Here is a 19,654-nt window from a genome sequence, read left to right on the forward strand (position 1 = left end):
CCGTGACGTTTCACCGGGCGGGACGGCGTGCAACCCCGCCCGCGTCGGCGGTCGTCGCTGTCGGTGGTGACGCGTAACCTCGTCGACCGGACACTGCTCACGAGCAACGTCCGCCGCCCCGTCGCGTCCTGGTTCGGGGTGAAGAATTCGTACGGGGGAGGACGATGAGGCGGATCCTGCTGGTCCTGGCCGTGATCGCGGTCGGGACCGTCGGTGTGGTCACGGCGGCGACGGCCGCCGGGCGCGGCGGTGACACGCCACCGGCGCTGCTCGCGCGCGCGGCGACGCTGGCCTACCAGCCGGCCGCGCAGGCCACCGGGATCAACCCCACGTCACCCGTCTCGGTGAGCGTGACGGACGGCACGCTCGAGCAGGTCGCGCTGACCAACCCGCAGGGGAAGCCGGTGGCCGGCGCGCTCAACGCCGACCACACCGTCTGGACCAGCAGTGAGCCCCTGGGCTACGACACCGAGTACGCCTGGTCCGGCACCGCGAAAGGGGCGGACGGGGTCGGCGTGCCGCTGGCCGGCGGCTTCCACACCGTCGTCCCCACGAAGCAGGTCCGCGGCGTGATCAACATCGGCGACGGCCGGACCGTCGGCATCGCCGCTCCGATCGAGATCCAGTTCAACAGCCACGTCGAGGACCGGGCGGCCGTCGAACGGGCGCTGAGCGTGCAGACGTCGGTGCCGGTCGAGGGCGCCTGGGGCTGGCTGCCGGACGAGGCGGGCGGCTCCCGGGTGCACTGGCGGCCGAAGGAGTACTGGCCGGCCAACACCAAGGTCTCGGTGGCCGCCAAGCTCTACGGCGTCGACTACGGCGGCGGGCAGTTCGGCGCCGCGGACGTGAGCAGCGACTTCTCGATCGGCCGCGCCCAGGTCGTGAAGGCGGACGCGCAGTCGTTCCGGATGGTCGTGATCCGGGACGGCAAGCAGGTGGCCAACTACCCCGCGAGCTACGGGCTGGCCGCGGACCCGGACCGCAACACCCGCTCCGGCGTCCACGTGGTCACCGAGAAGTTCACCGACAAGCGGATGATCAGCCAGCAGTACGGCTACGACGTCGTGGAGAAGTGGGCCGTCCGGATGAGCAACAACGGCGAGTTCATCCACGCCAACCCGGCGTCGGCCAACGCGCAGGGCTCGTCGAACGTCACCCACGGCTGCGTCAACCTGTCGCTGGAGAACGCCAAGGCCTACTACGACACGGCGCTCTACGGCGACCCGGTCGAGGTCACCGGCACCCCGGTGCAGCTCTCGGCCCGGGACGGGGACGTCTGGGACTGGACCCTGTCGTGGGACGAGTGGCAGCGCCTCTCCGCGCTCTGAGACTCGTCGGCCTCCCATGGGGCGACCCATTCGCCGTATCCAGGCGGACTGGTTGGTCACCAACTTGACGACGTTGCCGGTGCCCAACGGCCCACAGGTGACGACGCTGCCCCACTCGCTCAGGACCGGCGTCACGGCCTACACCGCGCCGGGGTCGCCACCGACGAACAAGGTCAGCCGTCCGCTGCGCGCTCCGTCCACGGCGCCCGTGACCGGCGAGTCGACGACACGCACACCCACCGGCTCGCGCCAGGCGCCGGCACACCAGCCCGCCCATGCTGCCGAGACCGACGAGTCCCAGACGAACCACGGCTGCCCCTCTCCACCGGCACTCGTCGTCCCGAGCGCCCCTGCTGTGACGTGCGATGAACCGTGGGTCGACGACGGGTATCGAGCTTCTCGCCTTCCTGGGGGAAGCAAAGGATGTGCCGTGGTGACGTTGCACCAGCTCCGCTGCTTCCTCGCCACGGTGGAGCGCGGGTCCTTCACCGGAGCAGCCGAGTCGCTCGGCCTGCCCAGCCGTCGCTGTCCGAGCAGATCCGCATCCTCGAGCGCGGCCTGTCCGCCACGCTGTTCCACCGGGTCGGCCGTGGTGTGGTGCCCACCGAGGCGGCCCGTGCCCTCGAACCCCACGCCCGACAGGCACTCGACGCGGTGGACCAGGGCAGCCGCGCGGTCACGTCCGTCGGCGACGCCGTCACCGGGACGATCAGGTTCGGGCTGTTCGGCGCCGCCCACCTCTACCTGCCGGACCGGCTCGTCGCCGACCTGCGCGAGCGGTTCCCCCACGCCCGGCTGGCCCTGATCGGGCAGAACTCCACGGACACGATCGACCGGGTCCGCCGCGGCATCTCGAGGCAGCACTCGTCGCCCTCCCCATCGAGGACGACACGCTGCGGGTGCACCCGGTCGTCCGTGACGAGATTGTCTACGTCAGTGCCGACCCCGATCGCGTGAGGGGCCCGGTGACGCCGGCCGCTCTCGCCGCGGCAGTGCTCGTCCTGTCCGAGGCGACGTGGGGCGACGACGACTACACGCGCCGCCAACTCCGCCACGTCGTGCAGTCCGCGGGTGGCTCCCTGCAGCCGGCGATCGAGGTGGAGAACGTGGAGACCGCGCTCGAGGTCGCCGCGCTGGGCATCGCCGACGCCGTCACCGCCCGCGGCGTGGTGCGACGCCAGCGGGACAGGCTGGCCACGTCACTCTTCAGCGTCTCCCCTCGAGCCCCGTCTCTACGACCACTTCGCGATCGTGCACCGGCCCGACGTGACACTGTCACGCCCGGTCCGGGCCGTGATCGAGATGGCCATCGCACGCATGCGCGAGATCTGCGAGCAGTGATCGACGGGCCCTCGACCACGCGTCGATCCGTCCACGGTTGGCTTCCGGTCCCCTCGGGTAGGCAGGGCCCATGACCGATCCGTCCGTGAACGACACCGGGCACGCCACCGCCGCGGAGCGTGCCGAGACGCGCGCCGAGCCGCTGCCTGAGGAGGCCCGGGTGACGGGGCCGGACGAGGACCGGTACGCCGAGGCCGAGGGGATCCTCGAGGACTCCGAGGAGCGCATCGCCGAGGCCGACGCCGGGCGCGCCCCCGGCGACGCCGCCTACGAGAACCGGCGGTCGGAGGACACCGTCTGAGCCGGCCCGGGCGATCAGCCCTCGCGGTGGGCCCGGGTCGCGCTGGCCTGGGCCCGCGGCATGAGCGTGATCTGGTCCAGGTTCACGTGGCTCGGCCGGGTCGCCGCGAAGGCGATCACGTCGGCCACGTCCGCGGCCGTGAGCGGGGTCAGGCCGCGGTAGACATTGTCCGCCTTCTCCTGGTCGCCCTCGAAGCGGACCAGGGAGAACTCGGTCTCCACCATCCCGGGGCAGATCTCGGTGAGCCGGATCGGCTGGCCGAGCAGCTCGCCGCGCAGCGTGCGGTGCAGCATCGCCTGGGCGTGCTTGGCGCCGGTGTACCCGGCGCCGTTGTCGTACGGGGCGAGGGCCGCGATCGAGGTGACGGTGATGATGTGCCCGTCGCCGGAGGCGCGCAGCTTCGGCAGCAGGCCCTGGGTGAGCCGCAGGGTGCCGATCACGTTGGCCTCGAACATCCAGCGCCAGTCGTCCTCGTCGGCCTCCGCGACGGGCTCGAGTCCCTTGGCGCCACCGGCGTTGTTGACCAGCAGCCGGCACCCCGGGACCGCCTCGACGAAGGCGGCGGCCGACTCCTTGTCGGTGACGTCGAGCCGCAGCGCCGTCCCGTCGATCTCCTTCGCGATCTCCTCGAGCCGGTCGACGCGGCGGGCGCCGAGCACGACGTGGAAGCCCGCCCCGGCGAGGGCGCGGGCGGTGGCGGCACCGATGCCGGAGCTGGCCCCGGTGACGACGGCGGTGGGACGGTCGGTCATGCCGCGAGCCTAGTTCGCCGCGGCGGCCCGGAGCCGCGTGACCGAGCGGGTCAGTCGTCGAGCCCGCGCTGGGCGAGCCGGGACCCGCGCCGCGCCGCGGCCCGCTGCCAGCGGAAGATGCCGAACCCGATGGCGCCGAGCGCCGCACCGGTGACGCACGTGGTGAACCAGATGTCGAGCGGCCGCCCGGCCACGAGGTGGGCGACGAACAGGCCCACGGCGCCGAGCATCCAGACCAGCGTCCCGATCGCCGTGACCAGCGTGACGTCGGTGGTGCTGCGGGGCAGCGGCGGCGGGTCGACCACGGGCCGAGCCTAGAGTGTCCGCCCGGCGCGAACACCGCCCTCCGTGAACACGGGCCCGGGCGGCGGTCCGCGCTGCCAGGCTCGGCGGCATGGACGTCGTCGATCTGCGGCCGGACCTGCGGATGCTCGTGGGCACACCCGGCCAGGCCTACCTCCACCGCCGGGGCCACGAGGTGCTGCTCGTCGACACCGGCCCCGTCGGCAGCGCGCCGGTCGTCGCGGCGGCGCTGCGGGACTGGGATCTGGGGCCGGAGGCGGTCTCGGACGTCGTCCTCACGCACTGGCACGCCGACCATGCAGGCTCCGCCGCCGAGGTCGCGACCTGGCCGAACACCCGGATCCTCGTGCACGCCGCCGACGCCCCGGTCGTCCGCGGCGAGCGGCCCGGGCCGCCGCCCGTCCTCACACCGGCCGAGGACGTCCTGCACCGGCAGGTCGCCGGGGACCTGCCCGACGCGCCACCGGCGCGGGTGGACCACGAGCTCGCCGACGGCGAACTGCTGGCCTGCGGCGCGCGGGTGCTGGCCACGCCGGGACACACCGCGGGGAGCCTCGCGCTCGTGCTCGACGACGCCGGCGTCGTCTTCACCGGGGACCTCGCCGCCGAGCACGAGGGCGGGGTGATCCTCGGGCCCTTCAACGTCGACCGCGGGCTCGCCCGCCGGTCCTTCCGCCGGTTCGGCGGGATCGACGTCGAGCTGGCCTGCTTCGGGCACGGGCGCCCGGTCGCCGGGTCGGTCCTCCGTGCGGCGGCCCTCGCGGCGGAGGTGCCGGACCCGCTCGGCTGACGGCCGGTTCCCGCTGCTCACCGGCGCGCACCACGAACGGTGTCCGGAGGGCCGACAGGCTGAGCGGACCGCGGTGCGGGCGCTTACCGTGTGCGCCGTGCTCGAGCGTCTGTTCAAGCTCACGGAACGCAGGACGACGTTGTCCCGCGAGATGCGCGGCGGCCTCGTCACGTTCGTGACGATGTCCTACATCATCGTGCTGAACCCGCTGATCCTCGGCAGCGTGGCGCCCGGTGACCCGAGCGCGAAGGCCGACGCGCTCGGGAACATCCTGCCGATCGGGCAGGTGGCGGCCGTGACAGCGCTCGTCGCCGGCGTCATGACGATCCTGTTCGGACTCGTCGCGAACCTGCCCTTCGCGATCGCGACCGGGCTCGGCATCAACACCCTGCTCGCGGTCACGATCGCGCCGCTGATGACCTGGCCCGAGGCGATGGGCCTGGTCGTGCTCGACGGCGTCGTCATCGTGGTCCTCGCCGTCACCGGCTTCCGGACCGCGGTGTTCAACGCCGTGCCGGCCGCGCTCAAGTCCGCCATCGCCGTCGGCATCGGCGCCTTCATCGCGCTGATCGGGCTGGTCGACGCGGGCTTCGTCCGCCGGCTGCCCGACGCCGCGAACACGACGGTGCCGGTCGGCCTGGGCATCAACGGCTCGATCGCCTCCTGGCCGACCTTCGTGTTCGTGCTCGGCCTGCTGATCACGGGCGTGCTGGTGGTGCGCGGCGTGCGGGCGGGCCTGCTGATCGGCGTCGTCGTCACGACGATCATCGCGATCATCGTGGAGGCGATCGCACACGTCGGGTCGTCGGCGACCAACCCCAAGGGCTGGTCCCTGTCGGTCCCGGCGATCCCGGACAGCGTGGTCGGCTGGCCCGATCTCTCGCTGGTCGGGAACTTCTCCTTCGGCGCCTTCGGGCGGCTCGACGTGCTGACCGTCCTCCTGCTGGTCTTCACGCTGGTCCTGGCCAACTTCTTCGACGCCATGGGCACCATGACCGGTCTCGGCCAGCAGGCCGGGCTGACCGACAAGGACGGGCAGCTGCCGAACATCGGCCGGGCCCTGGTGGTCGAGGGCGCCGGCGCGGTGGCCGGCGGCGTCGGCTCGTCGTCGTCGAACACGGTGTTCGTGGAGTCGGCCTCCGGTATCGCCGAGGGCGCGCGCACCGGGCTGGCCAACGTCCTCACCGGCGTGCTGTTCCTCGCGGCGATGTTCTTCACCCCGCTCTACGCGATCGTGCCGGTGGAGGCGGCGGCCCCGGCGCTCGTGATCGTCGGGGCGCTGATGTTCCGGCAGGTCGCGGGCATCGAGCTGACGGAGCTGCGCACTGCCCTGCCGGCCTTCCTGACGATCGTGATCATGCCGTTCACGTACTCGATCGCCAACGGCATCGGGGCCGGCTTCATCAGTTACGTCGTGCTGTCCGCGGCCACGGGCAAGGCGCGCCAGGTGCACCCGCTGATGTGGGTCGTCGCCGTGGCGTTCGTGGGCTACTTCGCCGTCGGCCCGCTGCGTGAACTCTTCGGGTAGTTGTAGTAAACTAACTACATCGTGAGTGCTGTCGCCGAAACCCCGGTCCCCGCAGGTTCCGATAGAGGTTCCGATTCGGCGCACTCACCGCCGGGCGGCATGTTCGCCTCGCTGCGCGTGCCCAACTACCGGCTCTTCATCTCGGGCCAGGTGGTGTCCAACGTCGGCACCTGGATGCAGCGGATCGCGCAGGACTGGCTGGTCCTCGACCTCACCCACGGCAGCGCCACGGCGCTCGGGATCGCCGCGGCCCTGCAGTTCGCGCCCACGCTCGTGCTCTCGCTGTGGGGCGGGGTGCTGGCCGACCGGGTCGACAAGCGGCTCGTGCTGGTCGGGATCCAGCTGGCGATGGGGCTGTGCGCGGTGGTGCTCGGCACGGTCGTGCTCACCGGCGTCGTCGCACTCTGGCAGGTCTACCTGCTGTGCCTGCTGCTCGGGTGCTTCTCCGCGCTCGACGCCCCGATGCGGCAGTCCTTCGTCTCCGAGATGGTCGGCCCGGGCCAGGTGGTCAACGCCGTCGCGCTCAACTCGCTGTGCTTCAACCTCGCCCGGATCGTTGGGCCCGCGGTGGCCGGCGTGCTGATCGTCGCGGCCGGGACGGGGTGGGTCTTCCTGATCAACGCCGTCAGCTTCGTCGCGGTGATCACGGGCCTGCTGCTGATGCGGCCGGAGAAGCTCTACCGCACCGAGCGGGTGCCGCGGGCGCCGCACCAGCTCCGCGACGGCCTGGCCTACGTGCGCGGTCGGGCCGACCTCATGGCCGTGATGGTGCTGGTCTTCCTGGTCTCGACCTTCGGCATCAACTTTTTCATGACGCTCGCGCTGCTGGCCCGCAACGTCTTCGGCCGCGACGCCGAGGGCTACGGCCTGCTCACCACGCTGCTGGCCGTCGGGTCCGTGCTCGGCACCACCGCGGCCGCCCGGCGCACCCGCAAGCCGCGGCTGCGGCTGGTCGCGGGTGCGGGGCTGGTGTTCGGCGCGCTGCTCGTGGTCGCCGGCCTGATGCCGACGTACCTGGCGGCGGGGCTCGCGCTCGTGCCCGTCGGGTTCGCGGCGCTGATCTTCACGACGGCGGCGAACTCGTCCGTGCAGCTCTCGGTCGACCCCACGATGCGCGGCCGCGTGATGGGGCTCTACATGCTGCTCCTGCTGGGCGGGACGCCGTTGGGCGGTCCGCTGCTGGGCCTGCTGGCCGAGCACTTCGGCGGCCGTGCGCCGCTGGTCGTCGGAGGGGTCGTGACCGTACTGTCGGTGGTGGCCGTCGGGCTCGTCCTGGCCCGCCGCTCCGGGTTTCCGGGACTCGGCCGGATCAAGGGGTTGACCGCCGAAGCAAGGTAAGGCTAACCTTCATCTCGTCGCTTCGTGGTGGGAGCGGCGCGTCAGTTCGGGAAGGACCAGGCCCTCCGGCTCCGGCCGGGGGGCCTGGTTCGTTTCTCGGGCCCGTCCTACCGGCGCCGGGTGAGCCCGACGCCGGCGAGGCAGAGCGCGCCGCCGAGCAGGGCCAGCGCGGGCGGGGCCTCGCCGAGCAGGAGCGCCGACAGCGCGACCGTGATCGGCGGGACGAGGTAGGTGGTCACACCGAGGCGGCCGGCGTCCATCCGCGCCAGGGCATAGGCCCAGGTGCTGAAGGCCAGCGCGGTGGGGACGAGCCCGAGGTACACGAGCCCGGCTGTGGCGCTCCAGGGGGCCGCGGTCAGGTCGCGGCCGAGGGCGCCGACGAAGGGCAGGCAGCCGACGGTCCCGATCGCGCAGGCCACGAACGTCACCTGCAGAGCGGGCAACCGGCGGAGCACCGGCTTCTGCGCCAGCACCCCGATCGCGTAGGTCACCGCGGCGACCACGCACAGCAGGATGCCGAGCAGGTCCGAGCCGTCGCCGCCGGCCGTCGACGCGCCGATCACCACCGCCCCGGCGAACGCCACCCCGGCCCCGATCAGCAGCCAGCGCGGGAAGCCCTCGTGCAGCAGCACGCCCGCGAACAGGGCGATGAGGATCGGGCCGATGTTGACCAGCATCGCCGTGGTGCCGGCGTCGACGCGCTGTTCCGCGGCGTTGAGGGCCACGTTGTAGACGGCGAACCAGGCCACGCCGCAGAGCACCAGCAGGGCCCACTCGCGGCCCGTCGGGCGGACCCAGCGACCCCGGAGCAGGAGCAGGCCCCCGAGGGCGAGCGTGCCGACGGCGAGGCGGCCGAGCGCGAGCGCGCCGGGGTCGTAGGCGCGGCCGACGAACCGGATCCCGACGAACGCGCTCGCCCAGGCCAGCACGGTCACGCAGACCGCGGCCAGGGCGCCCCGACGACGTCCCGCCGCGCTGGTCGTCGGTGCTGCGGCGGTGGCCGCCGGTTCGGTGGCGGGAAGGCCGGATCCGGTCGCCGGGACGTCCTGGGCGGGCTCGTGCACGGCTCGACGCTATGCCCTCGTCCCGGGCGATCTCGCGCGGATTTCCGTCAGGGGGTTGCGGAGGCAGCAAAGGGTAGGCTAACTTCAGCCACGTCGCTTCGTGGTGGGAGCGGCGCGTCAGTTCGGGAAACGAGTGGGCCCCGGCCGGATCGGCCGGGGCCTACTCGCGTCCGGGGTCCCACGACCTCACAGGTCGTACTGGCGGACCCAGTCGACCTCCATCCGGGACTCGCGGACGTCGCCTCCGTGCGGGAACCAGTCCAGCTGGACCGTCAGGTGCATCGGTCCCGGCGGGAGCGTGCCGGTGTCCTCGGTGCGCCACCACTGCTCGCCGTCGACGAAGGCCGCGATGTGGTCCGGCGTCCACTCCACCGCCCAGTTGTGCCACTCCGTGGCGTCGATCTCCACGCTGCCGTGCAGCTGGGAGTTGTCGGAGCCGTAGTGCAGGAACATGTCGGTGTTCTGCCGATCGGGGTCGGACATCTCCATGAAGTCCACCTCGCCGCCCGACGGCCAGTCCTCGGCGTCGGGCCACAGGAGGAGCAGGGCGTGGTAGCTGGGGTCGCTCTCCGGGGCCCGGACGCGGCCCTCCCAGCGGCCGTACTTCTGGCCGGGGTTCCAGGCCATGCCGCCGGTGGTGCCGTCCGGTGAGCCGGTGACCACGAGGACGCCGCCCTGGGTCGAGAAGGCGTCGGGGGAGCGGCGGCCGTTGCCGCCGTGGCCCTCGCCGTCGTAGAGGCCCCAGCCGTCGAGGCCGCCGGTGAAGTCGTCCTCGCGGCTCGGGGTGCCCCAGCCGAGGGTCGCGGCGGCGGTGCGGCCTTCGGCGGTGCGGGTCGGTCCGCCCGTGCCCGTGGTTCGGCGGGTGAGATCGCCCGTGCTCCCGGTTCGGCGGGTGAGGTCGCCCGTCCGGTCGCGCGTCTCCCGCTCGGTCCGCACGGAGGTGGCCGGACGCCGGGGCGGGGCCGGGATGCGCCGGACCCGCTCGCCCCCGCTGTCCGCGCGTTCGGCGGCGGTCCGGACCACCGGGACGTCGGCCGGCGAGGCGGTCGCGCCCGGACCGACGAAGCCGAGGAGCGCGGCCACCCCGGTGGCGAGCAGGCGGGCGAGGTGCGCGGTCAGGTCGGTGGGTGGCACGGCGTCACTCGTCCTCGGGTTCACGGGTGCTCACTGGGCGAAGCTGACGTGGACGTGGTCGAAGTGGCCGCCGGTGACGTCGCTCGTGTCGTAGACGCTGCTCGTGTACGGCCGGCCCCAGCCGCCGTCGTCGGTGACCGAGGGGTCCCAGTAGCGGCCCTGCCAGATCAGGTACGCGACGGCGAGCGGCCCGGCGTGCTCGCGCAGGTAGTTCGCGACCGCCCAGCCCGCGGCGAGGGCGTCGGCGTCGGGGGAGGCGCCGGCGGTGCCGGGGAAGAAGTCGCAGGCGCGGCCCTGAGGGTGGTCGCTGCGCGGGTTCCAGGCGTGGGCGTCCCAGCAGCCGGCCGAGCGGATCACGGTGCCCCCGCCGAGCGGCCCGAACGCCGCGGCCACCGCCGCGACGCCGTGGCGGGTCGCGCCCGTGACGCACCCGTCGCCGCCGGTCGGGTCGGGTGGGGTGCACGCGGTCCTGCCGCCGGTCCACGCGCCGGGCTGTGCGGTCGGTGCGGCCCGCTCCCTGGCACCGGAGATGGCCTCGCGCAGGGCGTCCGGGCAGGCGGCCGCGCAGCTTCCGGCCGGGGCGGGGTGCCGGAGCAGCGTCGCGACGCCGGTGCGCAGGGCCGAGCAGGCGCGCCGCAGCTCGGTGACCGGGGCGGGCTCGTCCGCGGACCGGGCGGCCACCCGCCTGACGACACCGGCCCGGCTGGGCGCGAGCTCGGGGCATTGCTCGGCGGTCATGCGCTCGAGGAGCGGCGCGCGGGTGGGGGCGGGGATCACGCGGACCTCGCCCGGCTCGACTGGCTCTGCTTCGGCGTCCCCCGGGGTGCCCGGCACTGCGAGGGCCGCGGCGAGCGCCGCGGTGAGCAGGAGGCGGAGCACGGGGTCACGCCCGCCCGCCGACGTCGAGCGGATCACCGACGTCGAGGATCCGGATCCCGCGCACGGGGCGGAGGTCGGGATGGGTGAGGGCCGGCCTCGGTGTCGAGTGGGTGGTCGTGATCGGAGCCGGAGGAACGGGAGTCGTCGTCGGCGACGGGGTCGTCGGGTGGTGCGGGGTGGGATCGAGCACGTTGGCCGGGGCCGGCCCGGACGACTCGCTTGTGACGACGTGCGGGGTGGAATCGAACCCGCTGGTCCGGGCGGGTGTGGTGGTGCTCGGGGTGTCGGTGAGGGCCCGAGCCGCGTTCACGGCCGCCACCGGCTCCCGGTGAGGGCGGGGGACGGCGACCGAGGTGAGGGGGCCGTCGGCGCCGACCGGGACGAAGGCGCGGTAGGAGGTGAAGCCGGCCTCCGGGGTGTGCCGCGGCTCCGGCGGCGGTGCCGTCGTGACCGGCGTCGGCTCGTGCGAGAGGGTGGTCGTGATCGGGGGCGTCGTGATCGGCGGTGCCGTAGGCGTCGGCTTCCGTCGGGGTGCGGCAGCGGGCGGGGTCGTGGGCGGTCGAGGTGTCGGGGCGGGGCGGCCGAGGCGGCCCGAGTCCGCGACGGCACGCGCCAGCCGTGTGACAGCGTCGAGGTAGGGCCGCAGCGCCCGCGGGAGCCGGTCACGCGGCGTCCCGAGCAGGCCCGCGGCCTCGCGGTACGGGTCGACGATCCCACGCCAGCGCCCGACGTGCGGCACCAGCACCACTGCTGCCCAGCCCGGGCCGAGCTCGTCGAGCCGCTCGGGGTGCCGCCGCTCGGCGCCGTCGACGGTCACGGCGAGCACCGGCGGCACCGCCGTCGGGTCGAAGAGGTCCGCGATCCGCACCGCGCGGTCCAGCGACTCGGCGCTGCTGCGGCAGACCACGATGTCGGCCTCGATGCCCGCGCCGGTCCCGCAGTCCTGTCCGTGCAGGGCGAGGGCGAGCGTGGTGGCGCCGACGCCGCCGGACACGCCGGCGACGGACGGTGGGCGGAAGCCGGTCATCGGATCTCCAGGGGAGCGTCGTCGTCGAGGTCGGTGTCGAGACCGGCGGTGTCGGCGGGGACGGTCACGGGCCGGTCGGCGGGTTCTTCGAGCTCCTCCTCGGCGTCGACGACCAGCCGGTCGCCCTCCACGCGCACGGCCACGCCGATCCGCACCCACCGGCCGGGCAGGCCGCGCCAGCCGCGCGCGGCCGGAGCGGGTGCGGCGGCGGGGACGGCGGGCCCGTCGTCGAGGTCGTCCGCGGGACCTGGCCGGCCGCCCGGCACCCGGCGGTAGGGGGTGACGCGGACCCGGACGTCGACGAGCACCCGGCCCTCGCCGTCGGGCCGGACGAGCCCGGGCAGGGCGAAGTCGGCGCGCTGCCGCCCGTGCCCGGACCAGCCGAGGTGCACCGGCCTGTGGTCGGCCAGGTAGTCGCCGAGCACGCGGGCACGGCGGTCGGGTTCGTCCTCGTCCCAGGAGAGGTAGTCGGCGGCGAAGGCGGCGGCGAGCGCCGCCGCCTCCGCCGGGTGGGGAACGGGATCGGTGGGCGGGCTGACCGGGGATCCGGGTGCGGACTCGACGGGAGAGGGGAGCGGGTCCGGCGGCCCGGCCGAGTGGGCGGTCCCGGTGGGGTCGGCCCACTGCCGGATCGGCTCGTCGCGGAACGGTTCGGGCGTCGGCTGCCGGTCCGCCCGGGCGACGGACCACGCCGCAGCGACGGCGGCGGAGCCGGAGTCGGGCCAGGCCCGGTGCCCGTCCGGCGCGGGGGCGGCCGTGATCGGCGGAAAGCCGTGCGGGTCGGTCGGGGAATCGTCGGACTCCCGATCCCGTGGCGGACCGAGGAGGTCCTCCGCGCGCCGGGAGAGCCGGGCGTGGCTCGTCGCGCTCCCGGGGACGATCTCCCGCGGCACCCCGGCCGGGCGGCCGAACATCCGGAAGGCGGCCACGTCACCGCCTCCCGGGCATGCGGAACTGGGACATCGCTCCCTCTCGTGGGCAGGCGCTCCCGCCCGCGGAGGGCCGCGGGTGCAGCGAGCGGAGGACCGGCGGCCCCCGGATCGCGGGCGGCCGGTGGGACGAGAGGAACCCTAGGAACGCGGGCGCCGCGGCGAGGCGGAACGGATCAGGAGTTCACGATCGGGAACGACCACCCTCACCAGGGCGCCGAAGCTCCCGACCCGCGGTGCCAGAACTCCCGACTCGCGGTGCCGAAGCTCCCGACTCGCGGGCATGGTGCGCGAGTCGAGGTGTCGCCTCCCGCGAGTCGGGCTGTGCAGCACCGCGAGGCGCGAGATCCAGCACCGCGAGTCGCGAGGTCCAGCACCGCGAGTCGCGAGATCCAGCACCGCGAGTCGGGACATCCGGGCCCGCGAGTCGCGGTCGGGCGGTCAGGCGGGGAGGGGCCAGGTGTGCACGGGCTCGTTGGCCTCCGAGGCCTCGAGGTAGCGCTCCAGCATCCCGGTCAGCGCGCCCTGCCGACTGCTGCCGCGGGCCTCGAGGGCGGCGACCGTGTCGAGCTGCCAGGTGGCGCCCGTCCGTCCGGTGACGCACCGCCGCTCGATGACCGTCAGGTACCGGTCGCGGACCGCCGCGCTCACGCCCCACCGGGCCAGCCCCTCGTGGGCGAGGGGGAGGAGCTTGCGGAGGGCGAGCTCGTCGGGCTTGATCCACCCGGTCCCCGGCCAGTAGAGCGGCGCCTCCATGCCGTGCCGCGCGGCCGTGGTGAAGTTCTCCTCGGCCGCCTCGAAGGACATCGACTGCCACAGCGGCTGGTCGGACTCCACGAGCACCCGCAGCAGCCCGTAGAAGAACAGCGCGTTGGCCACCATGTCGACGGCGGTCGGCCCGGCCGGCAGCACGCGGTTCTCCAGCCGGATGTGCGGCTGGCCGTCGGCGACGTCGTAGACCGGCCGGTTCCACCGCCAGATCGTGCCGTTGTGGAGTTTGAGCTCGTCGAGGTCCGGCACTCCGCCGTTGCGCAGCGTGGTCATCGGGTCGGAGTCGCCCGGGAACGGGACGATGCCCGGGAAGTACCGCGCGTTCTCCGCGAACAGGTCGAGCACCGACGAGATCCAGCGCTCGCCGAACCACACCCGGGGCCGGACGCCCTGGTTGCGCAGCTCGACCGTCCGGACGTCGCAGGCCTGCGTGAACAGCGGGATCCGGGTCTCGGCCCACAGCCGCGAGCCCAACAGGAACGGCGAGTTCGCCCCCAGCCCGAGCTGGACGCCCGCGAGGCACTGCGCCGCGTTCCAGTACGCGGGGAACGAGCTCGGCGAGACCTGCAGGTGCAGCTGCATCGACGTGCAGGCCGCCTCCGGGACGATCGTCTCGAAGTCCTCGGTGAACCGCTCCGGCGCGACGGCGTGCAGCCCGCCCGGGTCGCCGCCCGAGATGTCGACGTGGATCGGCTCGCCCCGCGCCGCGAGCATCTGGTCGTTGAGGACGGCGTAGCGGTCGTCGGCCGAGATCGACTCGGCGACGAGGTGCTGACGCTCGAGCGTCGGCAGGATCCCGATCATCGCCAGCTGGGACTTGCAGTCCCGCGCCTTGGCCCGGGCGACGGCGAGCTCGTCGAGCAGCTCGTGCTCGAGGTGCCGCCACTGGTCACCGGGGAGGGGGCGGGGCGGGAGGTTCAGCTCGATGTTCCAGCGGCCCAGCTCCGTCTGGAACTCGGTGCCGCCGATGGCCTCGAGGACGTCCTTGCCGGTCATGGACGGGCTCAGTGAGCCGTCGACCAGGTTCAGCTCGACCTCGATACCGGTCATCGGGTCGTCCTCGGCGAACGGGTGCTCCCGCAGCATCGTCGTCAACGCCTCGAGGCAACGCTGCACCTTGGCTCGATACCGCTGGCGTTCCCGCCGACTGAACCGGGTCCGGTCGACGTCCTGGCCCATGCTCTCCCGATGCCTCCTAGCTGCCGGTCCGCCCGCGGCGGCTCTCCACCGTGACACATCACCGGAAGCGGCGGTACCGGCTGACCGGGCGACCTCGTGCGACGAACGGCAGGCCACCTGGGATGATCGGTCGCCGTGGCCATCATCACCGCGATCGGCGACCCCACCGACCCCCGGCTCGACGACTACCGCGACCTGACCACCGCCGACCGCCGCCCCGACCGTCCCGGCGGCCGCGGGCTCGTGATCGCCGAGGGCGTGGTCGTCGTCCGACGTCTGATCGAGTCCCCCTATCCCGTCCGCTCCCTGCTCGGGGTACCCCGTCGGATCGAGGAGCTCACCGCCGATCTCGCGGATCTCGACGTCCCCGCCTACGCCACGGACGCGGACACCATGGCCACCACCGTCGGCTTCCACCTGAACCGCGGGGTGCTCGCAGTCGCGGACCGCGCCGCGCCCGTCGACGCCCGCGAGCTGGCCCGGACCGCCCGCGTCCTGGCCGTGTGCGAGGGCGTCAACGACCACGAGAACCTCGGCTCGCTGTTCCGCAACGCCGCCGCCCTCGGCGTGGACGGGATCCTGCTCGGCCCGCGCTGCGCCGACCCGCTCTACCGGCGCTCGGTGCGAGTGTCGATGGGCCACGTGCTGCGGGTGCCGTTCGCGCACCTGCCCGGTGCGTGGCCGGAGTCGCTGGACCTGCTGCGCGGGGCCGGCATGCGGGTCGCGGCCCTGACACCGGCGCCCGACGCCCTGCCCATCTCGGCCGCCGGTCTGGCGGGGGAGCGGGTGGCGTTGCTGCTGGGCGCCGAGGGGCCCGGCCTGACGCCGGAGGCCCTGGCCACGGCCGACGTCCGGGTGCGGATCCCGATGGCGACGGGCGTCGACTCTCTCAATGTCGCAACGGCTGCCGCGGTGGCCTTCCATGCGGTGGGGGCGTCCGTAGGCTGATCCTGTGCACCTCGCTGCGGGGGGTCAGGTGGTGCTCGGTGAGAAGCGGCCGGGCGATGCCGTGCTGCCTCCGGACCTCACCGCCGACCTCCGCCAGTGGGGCGCGGTCGCGGCGAGCATCCGCGGGATCGAGGTGCGGCCCGAGCAGCAGGACATCGTCAGCCGGCGCGGGCGGCAGCTCGCCGGACGGGTGTCCGACGTCCTGGGACGGCCGGTCGAGTACGTCGACCCGCTGACCGGGGGCGTCGACCTGGTGCACGGCCGCACCACCGAACCGATCCCCCTGGTGCCGCCGCACCCCGAGGAACCGACGCCCTGGGCGACCGGACTCGTGGTCGCGGCGTTCTTCGCGGTGCTCGCGGCGATCGGCGACATCACGCTCAGCCGGGCCTTCGGCGAGGCGTTCGGGCTGCTCTGGATCCCGGCGAACGTGCTGGTCGTCGGTGGTCTCGCACCCTCGCTCTGGCTGATCCGCCGGCTCCCCTTCTGGCGCTGGATCGGGCTCGGCACCGCCGTGGGGCTCGGGGTGGCGTGGGTGGTGCTGTTGCTCGGCCAGTTCCTCTGAATCGGAGCGGTCGGCGGGGGCGCTCCGCCGGGTGCGGTTCGTCGGGTTCGGCTGCCTCGGGCGGCGGCTCGTGGGTGGCGGCCGGGGAGGGCTCGCACATCCGCTCGCGGCGCGGCACACCCCTTGTGGTGCGCTCGCACACCTGCGAATGGTGTCGCACAGGTCGTCGACCGGGTGTGCGGCGCGAGATCGGGTGTGCCCGTCCAGCGCAGGTGCTGCCGGAGACGGCCGCAACCGGGTGCGGACACCTCAGCTCGGAGGATGTCGCTGCAACTGTTCGCGTCCGCGAGCCCCCGGCACACCCGTAGCGGCGTCCCACACACCGTCGACGACGTGTGTGGGTGAGCTTCCGGGTGTGCGAGGGCCTCAGCAGGTGTGCCGGCGGCAGATCGGATTCAGCGGCCGCGGACTCCCAGCAGCACCTCGTCCCACGACGGCATGACCGGCTTGCCCTTCTTGGTGCGCTTGGCGGGAGCGGGCTGGTCGCCCTCGGCCCGGCCGGCGGGTCGCGCGTCTCCGGCCGGCGCCGCGGCGCTCTCGGCCTGCGTCCGTGCAGGCGTGCCCGCGTCCTTGCGTCCGGCGTCCTTCCCCGCTGTCTCAGACACGTCCTTCGACCCGGCGTCCGCAGCCGCGTCCTTCGACCCGCCGGCCTTCGACTCGACGATCGTGGAGTCGGTGGTCTCGCTCTCGGCGGTCTCCGGGCCGTCCTTCTTCGCCGGGCCGTCCTTCTTCGCCGTGTCGTCCTTCGGCTCGGTGTCGTCCTTCGGCTCGGTGTCGTCCTTCGGCTCGGTGTCGTCCTTCGGCTCGGTGTCGTCCTTCGGCTCGGTGTCGTCCTTCGGCTCGGTGTCGTCCTTCGGCTCGGTGTCGCGCGGAGCCGACCCCTCCGACACGGCTGCGGGCCGGTCGACCTCCGTCTTCTCCACCTCCGGCGTCGCAACCTCGGTGACCGCGGGCGCCTCGTCCTGCACGGCCTCCACCGGCTCCGACCCACCGCCCACCGAAGCCGAGCCCGAGGCCGAGATCGAGGCCGCAGAAACCGGGGCCGGACCCGAGGACGCAGCCTCCCGGCCCGGGGCCTCGTGGCCGTTCACCCGCTCGGCCCCGTCCCGACCCGCCGAGGAGTCGATCCCCGACCGCCCGACGTCGGACGTCCGCGTGTCCGTGGCCCGCGTGTCCGTGCTGCGCGCCGCGGGATGCGTCGGCGGCCCGGCCAGTTCCGACCGCACCTCGGTCCGCGTAGCGCCGCGCACCGGCTCCCGCCGGCCCGGCAGGGACCCGCGCCGCTGTTCCGGCGCGATCCGGCGGGCGTCGCCGTTCACCGCGGCGGGCACGACCTCCTCGGCGGCCACCTCCGCGGCGGCATCGTCCGGCCGCGCCATGTCGATCACCGGGCCGACGGGCCGCAGCGGCTGCTGCGGGCGGCCTTCGACGAGGTCGCGCGCGTGGTCGTCGAGCGCGGTCACCGTGCCGCCGTGGGCGCCCGGCTGGAACACCCAGTGCGCCCGCATGTCCGAACGACCGGACCGCCAGCCGAGGGCGACGACCCACTTGCCGTCCTCGCCCTTCCAGCTGTCCCAGTCCGCGCCCGGGTCCTGCCCGCGCAGCCCGAAGGTGTGCGCGACGGTCTCGGCGAGGGTCCGGACGTCCGGCCCGTCGTCCCGGACGGGGTGCGCGGCCTGCGCGAGCTCGGCCGTCCGGGTGCGTTCGAGGAGGACCGGATAGGCGAAGCGCTCGATCTTCTGGACGGGCACCCCGGCGGCCGAGGCGACCTGTTCCACGGACGCCCCGGCCCGGATCCGGGCTTGGATCTCGCGTGGTCGCAACTGGCTCTCCAACTCGATCGCGATCTGTCCGAGCCGGGTCAGGTCCCCCCTGGCGGCGGCTCTGAGCTGCTCGTCGGCGGGCACGGTGAACCGTTCGCGGCGCGCCGAGTCCTCGAGGACCACCGAACCGTCCTCGGTGATCCCGACGACCCGCAACGACCGCATATCCGCCGGCCTCCTCGCTCGCTCTGACCCCGTCCGGGTGACGGTAGTTGCCGAATCGTGTCCGACGAGTGAGGCGCGCCGGTGGGTCCTTCCGGCCCTCGACGTGGCCTTCTGGTCCGCACCGGCGACCGCTCCCGCCGGTGGACACTCCGTACCGTCGCACGTCGTGCCAAGATCGGTAAAGCTGAGGCGTATGTTACTGATGTGACTACGTTCCGTCACTCCCACCTGTGCGAAACGGCCGGGTCGCGCGAGGCGACCCGGCCGTTCGGGGAAGGGTTTCGGCTACACCGGTAGGCACTCAGCCCAGGCGCTCGACGACCCAGTCGATGCAGGCGGTCAGCGCGGCGACGTCGGCGGGCTCGACGGCCGGGAACATGCCGATCCGCAGCTGGTTGCGGCCCAGCTTGCGGTACGGCTCGGTGTCGACGATCCCGTTGGCGCGCAGGATCTTCGCGACGGCCGCGGCGTCGACCGAGTCGGCGAAGTCGACCGTGCCGACGACCTGGGACCGGTGCGCCGGGTCGGTCACGAAGGGCGTGGTGTACTCCGTCTTCTCGGCCCAGGAGTAGAGGCGGGTCGAGGAGTCCTTGGTGCGGGCCACGCAGGCGTCGAGTCCGCCGAGGCCGAGCATCCACTCGATCTGGTCCGCGAGCATGATCAGCGTCGCGACGGCCGGGGTGTTGTAGGTCTGGTCCTTCACCGAGTTGTCGACGGCAGTGGCCAGCGACAGGAACGGCGGGATCCAGCGGTCGCCGGCGGCCAGCTCGGCGACCCGGCCGAGCGCGGCGGGCGAGAGCAGCGCGATCCAGAGCCCGCCGTCCGAGGCGAAGCCCTTCTGCGGGGCGAAGTAGTAGGCGTCCGCCTGGGTGATGTCCACGGGCAGGCCGCCGGCGCCCGAGGTCGCGTCGATCACCACGAGTTGCCCGTCGATCGAGGACTCCGGCCGCACCACCGGCACCGCGACGCCGGTGGAGGTCTCGTTGTGGGCCCAGGCCAGGACGTCGCACGACGCGTCGGCGGTCGGCTCGGGCGCGCTGCCCGGCTCGGCGGACACGATCACCGGGTCGGCGAGGAACGGCGCGCCCTTGGTGGTGTCGGCGAACTTCGACGAGAACTCGCCGTAGGTCAGGTGCAGCGACCGCTCCCGGACCAGGCCGAACGCGGCGGCGTCCCAGAAGGCGGTGGAGCCGCCGTCGCCGAGCACGACCTCGTAGCCCTCGGGCAGCGAGAACAGCTCGCGCAGGCCGGCGCGCACGCGCCCGACCAGGGACTTCACCGGCTTCTGCCGGTGGGAGGTGCCCATCACGTCCGCGGCGTCCGCGAGCGCCCGGAGCTGCTCGGGGCGGACCTTGGACGGTCCGCAGCCGAACCGCCCGTCGCCCGGGAGGAGGTCGGCGGGGATCTGCAGGTCGGTGCTGGTCGACGCGGTCACGTACCCCAGTGTCGCAAGCCACGGAAGGGGATGGGGTGGCGGGCCCGCCCCTGC

Annotated in this window: 20 protein-coding genes; 9 read left to right on the forward strand and 11 right to left on the reverse strand. The window is 73.8% G+C overall.

Annotation, left to right across the window (positions count from 1 at the left end; genetic code table 11):
* The first annotated feature begins 164 nt into the window (after positions 1–164).
* On the forward strand, positions 165–1,328 hold the full coding sequence (locus ACQP04_RS03605; RefSeq protein WP_433505651.1) for a L,D-transpeptidase: 1,164 nt from the start codon (positions 165–167) through the stop codon (positions 1,326–1,328).
* 138 nt (positions 1,329–1,466) lie between these two features.
* Here the strand turns inward: ACQP04_RS03605 and ACQP04_RS03610 are convergent, their stop codons facing one another.
* Positions 1,467–1,817, reverse strand: coding sequence for an NAD(P)-binding domain-containing protein (locus ACQP04_RS03610; protein WP_433505652.1), 351 nt, complete (start codon positions 1,815–1,817; stop codon positions 1,467–1,469).
* Here ACQP04_RS03610 and ACQP04_RS03615 point away from each other — a divergent pair.
* The 3 genes from ACQP04_RS03615 to ACQP04_RS03625 are packed head-to-tail and all read left to right on the forward strand — an operon-like array spanning position 1,752 to position 2,970.
* Positions 1,752–2,285, forward strand: a complete 534-nt coding sequence (locus ACQP04_RS03615; protein ID WP_433505653.1) for a LysR family transcriptional regulator — start codon at positions 1,752–1,754, stop codon at positions 2,283–2,285. The two genes, ACQP04_RS03610 and ACQP04_RS03615, sit on opposite strands and share 66 nt — an antisense overlap.
* The gene (locus tag ACQP04_RS03620; RefSeq protein ID WP_433505654.1) at positions 2,228–2,743 is read left to right on the forward strand and encodes a LysR substrate-binding domain-containing protein; all 516 of its coding nucleotides are present in this window, start codon (positions 2,228–2,230) and stop codon (positions 2,741–2,743) included. The genes ACQP04_RS03615 and ACQP04_RS03620 overlap by 58 nt, the downstream gene beginning before the upstream one ends.
* On the forward strand, positions 2,740–2,970 hold the full coding sequence (locus tag ACQP04_RS03625; protein WP_433505655.1) for a hypothetical protein: 231 nt from the start codon (positions 2,740–2,742) through the stop codon (positions 2,968–2,970). The genes ACQP04_RS03620 and ACQP04_RS03625 overlap by 4 nt, the downstream gene beginning before the upstream one ends.
* Before the next feature lie 14 nt (positions 2,971–2,984).
* Here ACQP04_RS03625 and ACQP04_RS03630 read toward each other — a convergent pair whose 3' ends face one another.
* Together ACQP04_RS03630 and ACQP04_RS03635 are read right to left on the reverse strand one after the other, a co-directional pair.
* A complete protein-coding gene (locus tag ACQP04_RS03630; protein WP_433505656.1) occupies positions 2,985–3,722 on the reverse strand; it encodes an SDR family NAD(P)-dependent oxidoreductase in 738 nt (245 codons plus the stop codon).
* A 50-nt stretch (positions 3,723–3,772) separates the two neighbouring features.
* Positions 3,773–4,027 (reverse strand): DUF2530 domain-containing protein, encoded by a 255-nt coding sequence (locus ACQP04_RS03635; protein ID WP_433505657.1) that lies wholly within the window; start codon positions 4,025–4,027, stop codon positions 3,773–3,775.
* 89 nt (positions 4,028–4,116) lie between these two features.
* On the opposite strand from ACQP04_RS03635, the gene ACQP04_RS03640 reads away from it, so the two are divergent.
* The 3 genes from ACQP04_RS03640 to ACQP04_RS03650 all read left to right on the forward strand — a co-directional run bounded on the left by ACQP04_RS03640 (position 4,117) and on the right by ACQP04_RS03650 (position 7,681).
* Positions 4,117–4,815 (forward strand): MBL fold metallo-hydrolase, encoded by a 699-nt coding sequence (locus ACQP04_RS03640; RefSeq protein ID WP_433505658.1) that lies wholly within the window; start codon positions 4,117–4,119, stop codon positions 4,813–4,815.
* A gap of 151 nt (positions 4,816–4,966) precedes the next feature.
* On the forward strand, positions 4,967–6,343 hold the full coding sequence (locus ACQP04_RS03645) for an NCS2 family permease (protein ID WP_433508290.1): 1,377 nt from the start codon (positions 4,967–4,969) through the stop codon (positions 6,341–6,343).
* A gap of 99 nt (positions 6,344–6,442) precedes the next feature.
* Complete coding sequence (locus ACQP04_RS03650; RefSeq protein ID WP_433505659.1) at positions 6,443–7,681, forward strand: MFS transporter; 1,239 nt, start codon at positions 6,443–6,445, stop codon at positions 7,679–7,681.
* Positions 7,682–7,788: 107 nt separating this feature from the next.
* On the opposite strand, the gene ACQP04_RS03655 is transcribed toward ACQP04_RS03650, so the two are convergent.
* The 6 genes from ACQP04_RS03655 to ACQP04_RS03680 form a co-directional block, all read right to left on the reverse strand.
* Positions 7,789–8,745 (reverse strand): DMT family transporter, encoded by a 957-nt coding sequence (locus ACQP04_RS03655; protein ID WP_433505660.1) that lies wholly within the window; start codon positions 8,743–8,745, stop codon positions 7,789–7,791.
* 186 nt (positions 8,746–8,931) lie between these two features.
* Complete coding sequence (locus tag ACQP04_RS03660; protein WP_433505661.1) at positions 8,932–9,879, reverse strand: glycoside hydrolase family 16 protein; 948 nt, start codon at positions 9,877–9,879, stop codon at positions 8,932–8,934.
* 30 nt (positions 9,880–9,909) lie between these two features.
* Positions 9,910–10,794 carry a hypothetical protein gene (locus ACQP04_RS03665; RefSeq protein ID WP_433505662.1) on the reverse strand — a complete coding sequence of 295 codons (885 nt, stop codon included), beginning with the start codon at positions 10,792–10,794 and terminating at the stop codon, positions 9,910–9,912.
* Positions 10,763–11,785: a hypothetical protein gene (locus ACQP04_RS03670; RefSeq protein ID WP_433505663.1), complete on the reverse strand. Its 1,023-nt coding sequence runs from the start codon at positions 11,783–11,785 to the stop codon at positions 10,763–10,765. The genes ACQP04_RS03665 and ACQP04_RS03670 overlap by 32 nt, the downstream gene beginning before the upstream one ends.
* On the reverse strand, positions 11,782–12,714 hold the full coding sequence (locus ACQP04_RS03675) for a hypothetical protein (RefSeq protein WP_433505664.1): 933 nt from the start codon (positions 12,712–12,714) through the stop codon (positions 11,782–11,784). The genes ACQP04_RS03670 and ACQP04_RS03675 overlap by 4 nt, the downstream gene beginning before the upstream one ends.
* Positions 12,715–13,155: 441 nt before the next feature.
* Positions 13,156–14,664 (reverse strand): glutamate--cysteine ligase, encoded by a 1,509-nt coding sequence (locus tag ACQP04_RS03680; protein WP_433505665.1) that lies wholly within the window; start codon positions 14,662–14,664, stop codon positions 13,156–13,158.
* Between the two features lie 135 nt (positions 14,665–14,799).
* On the opposite strand from ACQP04_RS03680, the gene ACQP04_RS03685 reads away from it, so the two are divergent.
* Together ACQP04_RS03685 and ACQP04_RS03690 are read left to right on the forward strand one after the other, a co-directional pair.
* On the forward strand, positions 14,800–15,612 hold the full coding sequence (locus ACQP04_RS03685) for a TrmH family RNA methyltransferase (protein WP_433505666.1): 813 nt from the start codon (positions 14,800–14,802) through the stop codon (positions 15,610–15,612).
* 4 nt (positions 15,613–15,616) lie between these two features.
* The gene (locus ACQP04_RS03690) at positions 15,617–16,177 is read left to right on the forward strand and encodes a DUF2537 domain-containing protein (protein WP_197040853.1); all 561 of its coding nucleotides are present in this window, start codon (positions 15,617–15,619) and stop codon (positions 16,175–16,177) included.
* A gap of 395 nt (positions 16,178–16,572) precedes the next feature.
* On the opposite strand, the gene sepH is transcribed toward ACQP04_RS03690, so the two are convergent.
* Positions 16,573–18,165, reverse strand: a complete 1,593-nt coding sequence (gene sepH, locus ACQP04_RS03695) for a septation protein SepH (RefSeq protein WP_433505667.1) — start codon at positions 18,163–18,165, stop codon at positions 16,573–16,575.
* A 301-nt stretch (positions 18,166–18,466) separates the two neighbouring features.
* On the reverse strand, positions 18,467–19,600 hold the full coding sequence (serC, locus tag ACQP04_RS03700) for a phosphoserine transaminase (RefSeq protein WP_433505668.1): 1,134 nt from the start codon (positions 19,598–19,600) through the stop codon (positions 18,467–18,469).
* Positions 19,601–19,654: the final 54 nt, after the last annotated feature.

Origin of the sequence: Pseudonocardia halophobica (assembly GCF_050948485.1) — a bacterium.
Lineage (GTDB): Bacteria > Actinomycetota > Actinomycetes > Mycobacteriales > Pseudonocardiaceae > Pseudonocardia > Pseudonocardia halophobica.